Source organism: Sphingomonas sp. LY54, from assembly GCF_035594035.1.
GTDB lineage: Bacteria > Pseudomonadota > Alphaproteobacteria > Sphingomonadales > Sphingomonadaceae > Allosphingosinicella.
This window is the reverse complement of record NZ_CP141588.1, coordinates 1067940-1081692: the sequence shown is the minus strand read 5'-3', so window position 1 is coordinate 1081692 and position 13753 is coordinate 1067940. Positions and strand designations below refer to the sequence as shown.

Genomic DNA, 13753 nt, shown 5'->3' with positions numbered 1-13753 from the left:
GGCCCCCATTTTCCATGATACTAAGTTACATAAATGGGCAAGGCAAGGGCGGGGCTCGCCTCGTTGCCTGGGCGCTGCTATCGCTCGGCTCATGGCTGATACCACCGACGAATTCGACCACATTGTCGACGCGCCTTTCGACGACGCTTTGTCGCAGCGCTATCTGGTCTATGCGCTTTCGACGATCACGGCGCGCTCGCTGCCCGACGTCCGCGACGGGCTGAAACCGGTCCATCGCCGGCTGCTCTGGGGCATGCGGCTGCTGAAGCTCGATCCCGCCGCGGGCTACAAGAAATGCGCGCGCGTCGTCGGCGACGTGATGGGCAAATATCACCCGCACGGCGACGCCTCGATCTACGACGCGATGGTCCGCCTCGCTCAGCCTTTCTCGCTGCGCTATCCGCTGGTCGATGGCCAGGGCAATTTCGGCAATGTCGACGGCGATAACGCCGCGGCGATGCGCTATACCGAGGCGCGGCTGACGGCCGCCGCCAACGAGCTGATGGCCGGCCTCGACGAAGGCACGGTCGATTTCAAGCCGACCTACAATGGCGAGGAAGAAGAGCCGGAGGTCTTTCCCGGCCTGTTCCCGAATTTGCTCGCCAACGGCGCCAGCGGCATTGCCGTCGGCATGGCGACCTCGATCCCGCCGCATAACGTCTCCGAGGTGATCGATGCGGCGAGCCACCTGATCGACGATCCCAAGGCGGAGGACAGCGCCCTGCTCGATTTCGTCGCCGGGCCGGACTTCCCGACCGGCGGCGTCATCGTCGATCCCAAGGAAGCGATCGCCAATGCCTACAAGACCGGGCGCGGCAGCTTCCGCGTGCGGGCCAAATGGGAGACCGAGGACCAAGGCCGCGGCACCTGGACCGTCATCATTAGCGAAATCCCCTTCCAGGTGCCCAAATCCAAGCTGATCGAGCAGATCGCCGACCTGATCAGCGAGAAGAAGCTGCCGATCCTGGCCGACATTCGCGATGAATCGGACGAGCAGATCCGGATCGTGCTTGAGCCGCGCAGCCGCACGGTCGAGCCGCAGATGCTGATGGACAGCCTGTTCCGGCTGACCGATCTTGAAGTCCGCATACCGCTCAACATGAACGTGCTCGATGCGTCGCGCACGCCGCGGGTGATGAGCATCAAGGACGTGCTCACCGCCTGGCTCGAGCATCAGCTCGACGTCCTGGTGCGGCGCTCGCAGCATCGCATTGCCAAGATCACCGACCGGGTCGAGTTGCTCGAAGGCTATCTGGTCGCCTATCTCAACCTCGATCGGGTCATCCAGATCATCCGCGAGGAGGATGAGCCCAAGCCGGTGATGATGGCCGAGTTCGGCCTCACCGACCGCCAGGCCGAAGCCATCCTCAACATGCGCCTGCGCTCGTTGCGCAAGCTCGAGGAGATGCAGATTCGCGGCGAGCGCGACAAGCTCGAGAAAGAGAAAGCCGAGCTCGAGAAGCTGGTCGAATCCCCCGCGCGGCAGCGGACGCGGCTCAAGAAGGATCTGGCGGCGCTCAAGCAGCGCTACGGCGCCGACACCGATCTCGGCCGTCGCCGCACGCTGATCGAGGAAGCGGGTCCGGCACGCGAGATCCCGCTCGAAGCAATGATCGAGCGCGAGCCGATCACCGTGATCATGTCGCAGCGCGGCTGGATCCGGGCGATGAAGGGCCATGTCGAGCTCTCCAGCCCGGAGGCGCTGAAGTTCAAGGAAGGGGACGGCCCGTCCTTCTTTTTCCACGCGCAGACGACCGACAAATTGCTGCTCGTGACCGCAAACGGCCGCTTCTACACGCTGGCGGCCGATAAATTGCCGGGCGGCCGCGGCTTCGGCGAGCCGGTGCGGCTGATGGTCGACCTCGAAGGCGAGGGGAATATCGTCGCCCTGTTCCCGGCCTCGTCGGCGGCGAAACTGCTGCTTGCGTCCTCGGACGGCCGCGGCTTCCTGACCTCGACCGCCGGCGCCGTCGCGGAAACGCGCAAGGGCAAGCAGGTCGTGAACGTCCGCACCGGCGCGAAGCTGGCAGTGGTGCGGCCGATCGGCCCTGAGGACGATTTCGTCGCGGTGATCGGCGAGAACCGGAAAATGGTGGTCTTCCCGCTCCAGGAACTGCCCGAAATGGGCCGGGGGCAGGGCGTGCAATTGCAACGCTACCGCGACGGGGGCCTGTCCGACGCCAAGGCGCTCAGATTCGCCGACGGCATCAACTGGGAGATGGGCGGGGCCAGCGGCCGCACGCGCAGCGAGCCCGATCTCTCTCCCTGGCGGACGGCGCGCGGCGCGGCGGGGCGGATGGCTCCCAACGGTTTTCCGCGGGAGAATAAGTTCTAGCGCCGGTATTCCGGACCCCGGCGGCAATCAAAGATTAACTGCTGGCCGCTACTTGCTTTGTCATGCAGGCCGCATCCCAGCGCGCACCGACGAAGTTGCCTATTGCCGAGTTCGCCTTTGGGGGCGCGGCACCGGTGGCGCGCGCGCTCTCCGTCTCGGAGCAGGCGATCGAGGCGGCGCGGCAGGATTATCTCGATGCCTTGCCGATCGCCGCCGCCGTTCTCTGCGTCAGCGATTGCGGCGACGTCTATGTCGACACGGCCAATGCCCATTTCCGCCAGCTGACCGACTGGGACAGCGTCGAAGGCCAGTGGATCAGCGGAATCCCGTTCCTGGCGGCCGGCCCGATCGGCGAGCGGCTCGACCGGTTCCTCAAGGGCGATCAGGCCGAACTGCAGTTCGAGGCGACCGACGGGCGCCGTATCGGAGGCCGCTATTTCAAGCTCAAACTGGCACGGCTCCAGCCCTCGCCTTTCTCCGCCAAGCGCTGCCTGTTTACATTGATCGACCGGACCGCCCAGGTCGAGACCGAGAAGAGCCTGCGCGCCGAGATGCTGCGCGACAGCCTAACCGGCCTTCCCAACCGGCTCGCCTTCAACGAGCGGGTCGAAGCGGTTCTGGAGGACAAGGAGTTCCGCGAGGCCAGCCACGCCGTGCTGGTGATCGACATGACCCGCTTCAGCCGCGTCAACGAATGCGTCGGCGCGATCGCCGGCGACGAATTGCTGATCACCTTTGCCCGCCGCCTTTTCTCGGGCCTGCGTGCCGGCGACGTCCTGGCGCGGACGGGGGGCGATGAGTTCGGCATCCTGATGAGACTCGACAACGGCCTCGAGGACGCCCTGCAGCTCGCCGATCGGATCCGGACCGTGCTTGGCACCCCCTTCCGCCTGTCCGAGCTGGAGATACGCGTCGATTGCTCGATCGGGATTTCACTGCTCACGGGCAGCGTCGAACTGGCCGAGGAAGTGCTGCGCAACGCGCAGTTCGCCCTGAAGAGCTCGAAGCGCTCAGGGCTGATCCAGGTCTATGAGCCCAACCAGGCCAAGGCGGCCCGGCGCCGCTTCAGCATCGAGACCGAGCTGCGGCGCGCGATCGAAGGCGAGCAGTTGAAGCTCGCATTCCAGCCGCTGATCGACCTTCCGACCGGCGCCGTCGCCGGCTTCGAAGCGCTGGCGCGCTGGGAGCATGAAGATCGCGGCGTGATCTCGCCCGATGAATTCATCCCCGTCGCCGAGGAATCGGGCCTGATCGTCGCACTGGGTCGCTGGGCGCTCAATTCGGCGGTCCACACGCTCGCCGGCTGGGATCGGCAGGCTGGCAAGCAGCTCCCGATCTATGTCGGCGTCAACCTATCAGCGATCCAGATCGCGCGCGACGACGTCGCCTCGGCCGTTTCGGAAGCATTGAAAGCGACCGGCCTCGCAGGTCGGCGCCTGATGCTGGAACTGACCGAAAGCGCGATCGTCCAGGATCCGCATCGCGCTACCGAGGTCCTGGAGGCGCTGAAGGCGCTCGATGTCCAGGTCGCGATGGACGATTTCGGGACCGGCTACACCTCGCTCGCTTATCTGCAGCGCCTTCCGATCGACGTGCTCAAGATCGATCGCAGCTTCGTCACCGGCATGCTGAAGGACAAGGACTCGATCGCGATCGTCCGGGCCGTCCTGTCGTTGGCGGAAGCGCTCGGCATGGCGACGACCGCCGAAGGCATCGAATCCGCCGAACTGGCGCAGGCCTTGGCCGGCCTCGGCTGCGCCACCGGTCAGGGCTTCCATTTCGCCCAGCCGCTCGCGGCCGACGACGCCCTCGATTACTGGCTCTCGCGCAACGCCTGATCGACCGCGGCCCGCGCGAGGCGCCGCACTTCGCCATCATCTTTTGAAAAGCCGCCGTCGATCCAGCTCCGCTCGACGGCCTGGAGCGTCCGCGCCACTTGCGGCCCCGGCTTCAGCCCCATCGCGATGAGATCGCCGCCGCCGAGCGGGAAGCGGGGCTTGTGCCAATCGCACAGTGAACGGACGAGGACAGGGTCGGCGCCGATCAGCAACAGCCGGTCGGCCGCTTCATCGGCGCCGATGCGATAGGCGAGGGCGGGCGGATTCGCGCTATCGTCCGGCCCGCGGCCTGCGGCCGAGACGAGGCGCTTCGCAGCCTTGTTCGAAAGGCGCAGACGGGCGGCGACGTCGGCGGCGATGGCGCTGTCTCCCGGCAGCAGGGCGGCGAGGCGGCGGAGCGGATCGGGTGCTGCCTCCGCAGCCGTCTCGCAGGCGACGAGCTGCCGGAGCCGTTCTACGCCGGCCTCGTCGATTTCCGGCAGGACCGGTCGGAGGATCCCGCGCTCGACCATCAGCGCCAGCGTCGGCGAAGAATCTGGGAGGGCGAGCAGCTTCAGGAGTTCGTCGGCGATGCGTTCGCGCGACAGCGCCATCAGATCGTTGGCGCGGGCCGTGCAGGCCTCGAGCGACGCCGCATCCGGCTCGCCCTCGCCGAAGCGAGCGTGGAAGCGGAAGAAGCGCAGGATGCGGAGGTGGTCCTCGGCGATGCGGGTGAGCGGGTCGCCGATGAAGCGGAGTCGCCGCGCGGCGAGATCGGTCTCGCCGTCGAAATAATCGTGGACCTGCAGCGTCAGCGGATCCGCCGACAGCGCGTTGATCGTGAAATCGCGCCGCGCCGCATCCTCTCGCCAGTCGTCGGTGAAGGCGACGGTGGCGCGCCGGCCGTCGGTCGAAACGTCGCGGCGCAGGGTCGTGACCTCAACCGGGCCGTTCTTCAGGACCGCGGTGATCGTGCCGTGTGCGAGGCCGGTCGGCACCGCCTTGATGCGGGCGCCCCCGAGCCGGTCGATCACCTCCTGTGGAGCGAGGCGGGTGGCGAGATCGACGTCGCCGACGGGGAGGCCGAGCAGCCCGTCGCGGACCGATCCGCCGACATAGCGGGTGGCGCCCTGCGGCGCGTCGAGCGCGGCGAGCAGTTCGGCCATTCCGGGCTGCGTTTGCCAGGGTGCGGGATCGAGCTTCATGCGACCAGCGCCAGCCGGCGGCTGAGGTTGACGATCATCGCCGCGGTCGCGCCCCAGATGCGACGGCCTTCCCATTCGATTTCATAATAAGAGCGTTCGCTGCCCTGCCACATGATTGTGCGGATGATCTGGTGCTCCGGACGAAGGAGGTAGTGAAGCGGCGCCTCGAAGATGGCGGCGACTTCGGCGGGTTGCGGCCGCAGGTCGATCCCGGGGCGGACGACGCCGACGACCGGGGTCACCTCATAGCCGGTGATCGTGCGGTAACGGTCGCCGATGCCGATTACCTCGACGGCGGAGCGGGGCAGGGCGATCTCCTCCTCCGCCTCGCGCAGCGCGCCTGCTATCGCGCCGTCGTCTTGGGGGTCGATGCGACCGCCCGGAAATGCGATCTGACCGGCATGGCGGCGTACCGTGTCGGTGCGGACGGTGAGGATCACGGTCGGTTCGGGCCGGTCGACCACTGGCACCAGGACCGCGGCCGGGGTGACCGCCTGGGCCGGGTCGGCGTCGCGGTCGAACGGGTCGCCCTCAAGCAGGATCGGGTCGCGCCGATGGCCAAGCTCCAGCGCTTCGCGCAGGGTCGCGGCGAGGGTCACGCCCCGCTCCCCATCGGAAAGAAGGCGCCATTGCTCCAAAGCCCCGGCTGGTCTCCGCCTTCCCCCAGCGCGAGCTCGGCCAGTTCGTAATAAACCGGTCGGGCAACGAGCGCATCGAGCCCTTTTCGCACCTCGACATAAGGATGGTCGGAGCCGAAACGCAGCGGATGATCCGGTCCGGCGATCACCATGTCGCCGGTGTTGAGGCGGAAGGCGAGCGAGCGATCCCGCCCATCGCCCTCGCTCTTGACCTCGACCGCGACGAACGGCGCGTCCTCGACGTCGATGTCGAGCTTCTCGACCGGCGTCACCAGCACGAAGCCGCCATCGGGCTCGCGGCGGAGGATGGTCGAGAAGAGCCGTACCATGGCGGGGCGGCCGATTGGGCTGCCTTCGTGGAACCAGGTCCCGTCGCGCGCGATGCGCATCGCGCTGTGGCCGCAATGCGTGGGGTTCCAGCTTTCCACCGGCGGCAGTCGCCGCTCGTCGGCCATCCGGGCGATGTCGGCGAGCGAGAGGCCGGTGAGGTCCGAAGGGAGGATTGGGGCAGGCATCGCAGCCGGGATTAGGCGATTGATGCCGGGCGCAGCAAGCCGCACGCTTGCCGCAGGCCGGGCGTCGCCTTATCGCCCGGCGCATGACGGCAGAGTTTCAGGGACCGCGGAGCGCCATCGTCACCGGTGGGGCCAAGCGGATCGGCGCGGCGATCAGCCGCGCGCTTGCGGAAGACGGCTGGCACGTCCTCATCCATTGCCATGATTCCGAAGACGAGGCCCGATCGCTCGCCGCGGAGCTGGGCCAAGCCACCGTCGTCGCGGCCGACCTTGCCCGGTCCGATGCTGCTGCGACGATCATTGCGGCGCTCGACGGGCTGCCGCCGCCGCGGCTGCTGGTCAACAATGCCTCGCGTTTCGTCTACGACGCGGCCGACGATTTCACGCTCGATCTCTGGGACATGCACCAGGCCGTGAACCTGCGCGCGCCGGCTTTGCTGTCGCAGGCCTTCGCTGCCAAGGCCGGGCAGGGCGGCGGGCTCATCGTCAACCTGCTCGACGCCAAGCTCGCCCAGCCCAATCCCGATTTCTTCAGCTACACGGTCTCGAAGATCGGGCTGGCGGGGCTGACCGAATTGCTGGCCCGTGTTTATGCGGCGCGCGGCATCCGCGTGTGCGGCATCGCGCCCTCGGTGACGCTCGTATCCGGGCCGCAGAGCCGCGAGAATTTCGATCAGGTGCACGCGATGAATGCGCTCCGGCGCGGCGTCGATGTGGGCGAGATCGTCGCTGCCTTGCGCTTCATCGTCGCGACCCCGACTTATACCGGGCAAACCATCACCCTCGACGGCGGCCAGCGATTCCTCGGCCTGCCGCGCGACGTGCAGTTTCTGGAGCCCGAAGCATGACCCGGATTGTCCCTATCGAAGGGCTCGTTCCCGACCGGCTTGCCCCGCGCACGCGCAAGATCGTGCTCGAGGACTTCTGCCTGCCGGTCGACATCGGCTTCCACGATTTCGAGATCGGCGCGCCGCAGCGCCTCTACGTCACCGTCGAAGTGTGGGTCGAGGCGGTCTATTTCGAATCGGACGACGATGCCGGCGGGGCTTGGGATTACGACTTCCTGCGGACGGAGATATTGCGGGTCGCGAAGGGTCGCCGCTTCAACCTGCAGGAAACGTTCGTGCGCGAGATCTACGACCTGGTTGCCACCCGCCGCGGCGTCACGGCCTTGCGCGTCTCCTCCCGCAAGCCGGACATCTATCCGGACTGTGCGGGAGTCGGGGTCGATCTCGCTTCCTTCTAGCTGCGGCTGCGCGCGCAGGGGCCGAGCCGCTCCTTGATCAGCCGGTAATCCGCCTGGATCGCGCCGGCATGTTCGGTCTCGCCTTCCGCGTAGCTCTGCGAGGGCAAAGCGGCCGGGAGCGAGCAGGCGAGCCGGTACCAGAGCAGGCTGTTCGGCTGCGGCGGCGCGGCGGCATCATCGACGATCTCGCTCAGCGCCACGGCCCAACGCGGCGTCTGGCCCGGGCGGCGCAGCACGGAGAGCGACACCGGCTCGTTGTCCGCAGTGCGCAGGAAGATCTGGGTCTCGCTCTCGCCCGGGAGCGAGCCCGGGACATGGAAGGCGCGGCCGATGCCCGTGATGCGCGGCGGCGCGCCTGCGCGGGTCGCCTCCTGCAGGATCGCGCGCACCTGCTCGGCGCGGGCGGCCGTGTAGGGGAGATGGGCGCCGGCGCCCTGCAACTGCAGCTCTCCGGGCCGGCCGGGAACGGTCGCCGCCAGTGCTATATATTGGCTCTTCTTCGCCAGCTTGGCCGGCTTTCCGCCGACATCCGGCACGTCGGCCAGATAGGAAACGCGCGTGGGGAGACCCTGGGCGCCGCGGATCAGCGAAATCACGTCGGCCTGCACGTAGAAGCGGGAGATGCCCGCCGGCAGGTCCGGGGCCTGCGCGGGCTTCAGCCGGGTCGCGCTACGCAGTTGGACATGGGCCACGACAGGCGCGGGCAGGGCAAGATCGGCGAGATCGGCATAGGTCAGCGAATCCGCAACTTGGGCCGGTGATTCGGCGTGGGATCCCGTTGCGACCCAAATCAGGGCGAATGGAACCATAAATTTTAGTGACAACATTGTTACTCCCGACCCGCGCATCGACGCTAAACCCTCGTTTTCCATAAGTTTTGCCGCCTTAACGGGCGATTACGGCGATTTTTCGATATCGTATACGGGGACCCACAGGAGGATTGCGCCCCGAAACATGTCGCGATAGAGACACGGCCCAGCCCATGATATGTTAAGACATGGATGGACCCGTAATGGCCCGGCTGCGTTTGTGCTGCTGCCGGAGACCGCAGGAAATTGAGAGAGGGAGTGTGGCTGATTAATGTCCTATGCTGATCAAAAGATGAGCTCAGGCCGCATCACGGCGATCGTCGTCGTGGCATTGCTGCACGCTCTTCTCGGCTACGCTTTCATCACGGGCCTGGCCTATAATGTGGTGAAGGCGGTGGCCAAGGACCTCAAGACGTTCGACGTCACTGAGGAACCGCCGCCCCCTGAAGAGCCGCCGCCCCCGCCGCCTGACGTTCCGATGGAGCCGCCACCCGTCGTGTCGCCGCCGCCGATCGTTCGCACCAACGTGGCTCCGCCGCAGGTGCAGGTCGTCCGGGAAGCGCCGCCGCCGGTGATCACGCCGACCGCGCCACCGGCTCCGCCAGCTCCGCCGGCTCCGCCGCCGCCGCCGAAGAAGGTCCAGCCCGCGAAGGCACGCGCCAATTTGGCGTCGCTCTTCTCGAACGACGACTATCCGGCGTCCGCGCTCCGCAACGAGGAGCAGGGCACCACCGGTTTCCGTCTCGACGTGGGTCCGGATGGGCGTCCTACCAATTGCTCGGTTACGTCCTCGAGCGGCTCGTCCGCGCTGGATCAGGCCACCTGCAAACTGCTTATGCGCCGCGCAAAGTTCACGCCGGCCCGTGACAGTGATGGGAACCCGACCACCGACTCGGTCTCGAGCCGTATCGTGTGGCGCATCCCGACGGACTGAGCTGAGCTTCGCACACGCTATAATTTGCAAATTTGCTATGAGAGGAACGTTTTAAGATGGCCAACCCCGCAGCAGCCCCTGGCGGCGAGAATCCCTATGGCCTGATGGCCGCGCTCGAACAGGGCGGTACCATTGCCTGGGCGACCTTCCTGATCCTGGTCGTCATGTCGGCCGCTTCCTGGTACATCCTCTTCGTCAAGCTCTTCGAGCAGCAGAAGATCCTCAACCAGGGCAAGCGCGCTCGCACCAGCTTCTGGCAGGCCGCAAACCTGCGCGAGGGTGCCACCAAGCTCGAGAAGAACAGCGCCTATCGCCAGATTGTCGACGATGCCGTCATCGCCCAGGAGCAGCACAACAAGCTGACCGACCCCATCGATCAGCATGACTGGATGCTTGGTTCGCTCGCTCGCAGCCAGGGCGCCATCGCCTCGAAGCTGTCGAACGGCCTCGCGCTGCTCGCCACCGTCGGTTCGACCGCACCGTTCATCGGTCTATTCGGTACCGTCATCGGCATCTACCGCGCGCTCATCAAGATCGGCGCCGCCGGTCAGGCCTCGATCGACGCCGTCGCCGGCCCGGTCGGTGAAGCTCTGATCATGACCGCGCTCGGCCTCGCCGTCGCCGTTCCGGCCGTGCTTGCCTACAACTGGCTGATGCGCCGCAACAAGGCGGTTCTCGAGGAGCTCGCCCGCTTCACCAACGACATTCATGGCTACATGATGTCGGGTGGCGCGGTGAAGCCGGTCACGGCGGCTCGTGCAGGTGCGGCCCCGGCCAAGCCGGCGACCACTGCCACCGGCAGCGCCACCGGGACCACCACGGCCAGCCCGAAGAAGCTCTAAGCAACGAAGGCGGGGCGGCCCCGGCCGTCCCGCCAGGGCTTCGCCGGCTCTGTCGGCGCCATGAGACGGATTAGGATAGGATTTTTCAACTATGGCCATGAGTGTCGGCCCAGAGGAAACTGGCGAAGAGACACCGATGTCGGACATCAACACGACGCCGCTCGTCGACGTCATGCTGGTGCTCCTGATCATCTTCCTCATCACCGTTCCGGTCGTGGTCCAGACGGTTCCGGTCGCGCTTCCGAAGGTCGCCTTCGAACCGACGCAGACCAAGCCGGAGAACGTTTCGCTCTCCGTGCGCGGTGACGGCGCTGGTGGCTGCGAGGTCTATTGGGGCCTGAGCAAGGTCGATTCGGAACAGCTGCTCGACCGCGCGGTCAAGAAGCTTGAAGCCGAGATTGTGCGGGTCGGCGGCGTCGAGAACCTGACCGAGGAAAACATGCCGGAGGCGCACATCCGCGGCGACGTCAACACGCCGTACAAGTGCATCGGTGGTGCGGTCTTCACGATGCAGCGCGCCGGCTTCGCCCGCGTCGGCTTCATCTCCGAACCGCCGCCGGGCTCCGGCGGTGGCCGCATCTAAGCGCAGACCCAGGAGTAACATTCGATGGCTATGTCAACTGGTGGCGCCGAAGGCGAACCGATGATGGACATCAACACGACGCCGCTTATCGACGTCATGCTGGTTCTTCTCATCATGTTCATCATCACCATCCCGATCCAGACCCACGCCGTGAAGCTCGACCTCCCGGTCGACAGCCAGGACCAGACCAACCCGCCGCCGATCGATCCGGTCAAGAACAAGATCACGATCGATCCGGCCGGCACGGTGTTCTGGAACGGTGCGCCGGTCGATGCGGTGACGCTGCGTCAGTATCTCGACATCACGACGACGATGACGCCGACCCCGGAGCTGCACCTGCAGCCGCATCCGGAGGCTCGCTATGAAGTCGTCGACGAGGTGCTCGCGATTACGAAGCGCGCCAACGTCACGGCGATGGGCTTCGTCGGCAACGAGGCTTACGCAACCTTCTAAGCGCTCCGGCGCCGATGGTTTAAAGGGCGGTCCTGCGGGGCCGCCCTTTTTCGTTGCGAGGCTGTCCGACATCGCGCGCGGCTGCTAAGCCCGAGCGATGGACCTTTCACGACGCGAGACGCTCCTCGGCATGGCTGCGGCCGGCACCTGGACGGCCTGGCCGGACGGGGCCATTGCAGCTGCAACGGGGGACGGAATGTACGGATTGATCGGCCAGATTATGGCCGTGCCTGGCAAGCGGGACCAGCTGGTCGCGATCCTTGCCGAAGGAACGGCCGACATGCCGGGCTGCATCCGCTACGTCGTGGCGCTCGACGCCAAGGACGCCGACGCGATCTGGATCACCGAGGTGTGGACGGACAAGGCCAGCCACGCGGCCTCGCTCGGCCTGCCGGCGGTGAAGGCGGCGATCGCAAAGGGTCGGCCGCTGATCGCCGACTTCCGCACGCACATCGAGACGATCCCCGTCGCCGGCACGGGCGCGAAGTCCTAGCGGAGCCCCGCGGAGGGTTCCTAAGCGGCGAGCCCTTCGAACTGGAGCCGGGCCAGACGGGCGTAGAGCCCGCCCTGCGCCGTCAGGCTGTCGTGCGTGCCTTCCTCCACGATGCGGCCCTGGTCCATGACGACGATGCGGTCGGCCGCCCGCACGGTGGCGAGGCGGTGGGCAATGACCATCGTCGTGCGCCCTTCGACGAGCTTCTCCAAGGACGCCTGGACCAGGCGCTCGGATTCCGCGTCCAACGCCGAGGTCGCCTCGTCGAGCAGCAGCAGGGGGGCGTCGCGCAGGATGGCGCGCGCGATCGCCATGCGCTGGCGCTGGCCGCCCGAGAGGCGGGCGCCGCCCTCGCCCATGAAGGTGTCGAGCCCGCCCGGAAGCTTGCGGAGGAACTCGGCGGCGTTGGCGGCCTCGGCGGCGGCCCACAGAGCGTCGTCGTGGGCGTCCCACTGGCCGTAGCGCAGATTGTCGCGTGCCGAGGCGGCGAAGATCACGGTTTCCTGCGGCACGACTGCGATGCGGCCGCGAATGTCGGCCGGGTCTGCGGTGCGCAGGTCGACGCCGTCGAGGCGGATCTGGCCGTGCTCGGGGTCGTAGAAACGCTGCGCGAGCTGGAACAGCGTGGTCTTGCCCGCGCCCGATGCGCCGACCACGGCCACCGTCTCGCCCGGCCGCACGTCCAGGCTGAAATCGTTGAGTGCACTGACCTCCGGGCGGGTGGGATAGTGGAACGTGACGCGATCGAAGCTGAGCGCGCCCAATGCTGGCTGCGGGAGGGCCGCCGGAGCGGCCGGAGGCTTGATCTCGGGCACGGCGGCCATGAGCTCGGCGAGACGCCCCGCCGCGCCGGCGCCGCGGAGCAATTCGCCGTAAACCTCGGTCAGGGCGCCGAAGGCGCCGGCGACGAGCGCGCCGGTGAAGACGAAGGCGGCGACGGTCCCCCCGGTCAGGCGTCCCGCGGCTACGTCGATCGCGGCCTGCCACATGACCAGAGTGATTGATCCGAACATCAAAGCGATCACGATCGCGGTCATCACGGCGCGCAGGCCAATGCGGCGGCGCGCGGTCGAAAAAGCAGTCTCGACCGCGTCGCCGAAGCGCTCGGCCTCGCGCCGCTCCTGGCCGAAGGCTTGGACGATCTTCATCGCCCCGAGCGTCTCGGCCACGATCGCGCCGACGTCGGCGATGCGGTCCTGGCTGTAGCGCGAGACGTCGCGCAGCTTCCGGCCGATGAAGACGATCGGCAGGATCACGAGCGGAATGCCGAGCAGTAACGCGCCGGTAAGCTTGGGCGCGAGCGTGAACAGGTAGGCGATCCCGCCCAACCCCATTACGGTGTTGCGCAGCGCGACCGAAACGGTGGTGCCGACCACCATCTCGATGACGGCGGTGTCAGCGGTGAGGCGCGACGCGATCTCGGACGGACGGTTTTCCTCGAAGAAGCGTGGCTCGAGCCGGAGCAGGTTGCGCTGCACGGCGATCCGCACGTCGGCGACCACGCGTTCGCCCAGCCAGGAGACGAAGTAGAAGCGCACCGCCGTCGCGAAGGCGAGGATGATGACGATCCCGAACAGAGAGTAGAAATGGGTCGAAACGTCGACGCCGCCCGCGGCGAAGCCCTTGTCGATGACGCGACGGAAGCCGTCCGGAATCGCCAGCGTCGCGCCGGCTGCGACGAGCAAGGCCAGCGCCGCGGCGGCGATGTGGCCGGGATAGCGGATGGCGTGCCGCCAGATCATGGCGAGGTTGCCGAGCTTGCGTTCGGTTGGTTCGGCTTCCGGAGTGTGTGTGGCCATGGCCGGGGCCTAGCAGCGTGTCGCCGACGCCTCAATGCCATGACCGCCGTGAACGGCGGCGGAGCCTTTGACCGACCGGTCGGT

At 67.0% G+C, this 13753-nt stretch carries 14 protein-coding genes; 9 read left to right on the top strand and 5 right to left on the bottom strand.

Annotation, left to right across the window (positions count from 1 at the left end):
- Nucleotides 1–91 precede the first annotated feature (91 nt).
- Together parC and SH591_RS05525 are read left to right on the top strand one after the other, a co-directional pair.
- The gene (gene parC / locus SH591_RS05530) at nt 92–2335 is read left to right on the top strand and encodes a DNA topoisomerase IV subunit A (RefSeq protein WP_324750871.1); all 2244 of its coding nucleotides are present in this window, start codon (nt 92–94) and stop codon (nt 2333–2335) included.
- Nucleotides 2336–2397: 62 nt separating this feature from the next.
- Nucleotides 2398–4173 carry a putative bifunctional diguanylate cyclase/phosphodiesterase gene (locus SH591_RS05525; protein WP_473964745.1) on the top strand — a complete coding sequence of 592 codons (1776 nt, stop codon included), beginning with the start codon at nt 2398–2400 and terminating at the stop codon, nt 4171–4173.
- On the opposite strand, the gene SH591_RS05520 is transcribed toward SH591_RS05525, so the two are convergent.
- From SH591_RS05520 to SH591_RS05510, 3 genes are read right to left on the bottom strand one after another with little or no spacing between them, the layout of a single operon-like run.
- Nucleotides 4149–5357 (bottom strand): CCA tRNA nucleotidyltransferase, encoded by a 1209-nt coding sequence (locus SH591_RS05520; protein WP_324750869.1) that lies wholly within the window; start codon nt 5355–5357, stop codon nt 4149–4151. The two genes, SH591_RS05525 and SH591_RS05520, sit on opposite strands and share 25 nt — an antisense overlap.
- Entirely contained in the window at nt 5354–5956 is a 603-nt protein-coding gene (locus tag SH591_RS05515) for a CoA pyrophosphatase (RefSeq protein WP_324750868.1), read from the bottom strand. Before SH591_RS05515 ends, SH591_RS05520 begins: the two co-directional genes overlap by 4 nt.
- On the bottom strand, nt 5953–6510 hold the full coding sequence (locus tag SH591_RS05510; RefSeq protein ID WP_324750867.1) for a DUF1285 domain-containing protein: 558 nt from the start codon (nt 6508–6510) through the stop codon (nt 5953–5955). The genes SH591_RS05515 and SH591_RS05510 overlap by 4 nt, the downstream gene beginning before the upstream one ends.
- An 83-nt stretch (nt 6511–6593) precedes the next feature.
- Here SH591_RS05510 and SH591_RS05505 point away from each other — a divergent pair, with 83 nt between their 5' ends.
- Nucleotides 6594–7358 (top strand): SDR family NAD(P)-dependent oxidoreductase, encoded by a 765-nt coding sequence (locus SH591_RS05505; protein WP_324750866.1) that lies wholly within the window; start codon nt 6594–6596, stop codon nt 7356–7358.
- The gene (locus SH591_RS05500; RefSeq protein ID WP_324750865.1) at nt 7355–7756 is read left to right on the top strand and encodes a dihydroneopterin aldolase; all 402 of its coding nucleotides are present in this window, start codon (nt 7355–7357) and stop codon (nt 7754–7756) included. The genes SH591_RS05505 and SH591_RS05500 overlap by 4 nt, the downstream gene beginning before the upstream one ends.
- Here the strand turns inward: SH591_RS05500 and SH591_RS05495 are convergent.
- A complete protein-coding gene (locus tag SH591_RS05495) occupies nt 7753–8565 on the bottom strand; it encodes a hypothetical protein (RefSeq protein WP_324750864.1) in 813 nt (270 codons plus the stop codon). The genes SH591_RS05500 and SH591_RS05495 overlap by 4 nt on opposite strands.
- A 271-nt stretch (nt 8566–8836) precedes the next feature.
- Between SH591_RS05495 and SH591_RS05490 the strand changes: the two genes are divergently transcribed.
- The 5 genes from SH591_RS05490 (at nt 8837) to SH591_RS05470 (ending at nt 11870) form a co-directional block, all read left to right on the top strand.
- The gene (locus SH591_RS05490; RefSeq protein ID WP_324750863.1) at nt 8837–9499 is read left to right on the top strand and encodes an energy transducer TonB; all 663 of its coding nucleotides are present in this window, start codon (nt 8837–8839) and stop codon (nt 9497–9499) included.
- Nucleotides 9500–9555: 56 nt separating this feature from the next.
- Nucleotides 9556–10341, top strand: a complete 786-nt coding sequence (locus SH591_RS05485) for a MotA/TolQ/ExbB proton channel family protein (protein ID WP_324750862.1) — start codon at nt 9556–9558, stop codon at nt 10339–10341.
- A 91-nt stretch (nt 10342–10432) separates the two neighbouring features.
- Nucleotides 10433–10924: an ExbD/TolR family protein gene (locus tag SH591_RS05480; RefSeq protein ID WP_324750861.1), complete on the top strand. Its 492-nt coding sequence runs from the start codon at nt 10433–10435 to the stop codon at nt 10922–10924.
- A 24-nt stretch (nt 10925–10948) separates the two neighbouring features.
- Nucleotides 10949–11377, top strand: coding sequence for an ExbD/TolR family protein (locus SH591_RS05475; RefSeq protein WP_322831921.1), 429 nt, complete (start codon nt 10949–10951; stop codon nt 11375–11377).
- Nucleotides 11378–11573: 196 nt separating this feature from the next.
- Nucleotides 11574–11870 (top strand): putative quinol monooxygenase, encoded by a 297-nt coding sequence (locus tag SH591_RS05470; RefSeq protein WP_324750860.1) that lies wholly within the window; start codon nt 11574–11576, stop codon nt 11868–11870.
- Between the two features lie 20 nt (nt 11871–11890).
- On the opposite strand, the gene SH591_RS05465 is transcribed toward SH591_RS05470, so the two are convergent.
- Entirely contained in the window at nt 11891–13669 is a 1779-nt protein-coding gene (locus SH591_RS05465) for an ABC transporter transmembrane domain-containing protein (RefSeq protein WP_324750859.1), read from the bottom strand.
- Between the last annotated feature and the right edge of the window lie 84 nt (nt 13670–13753).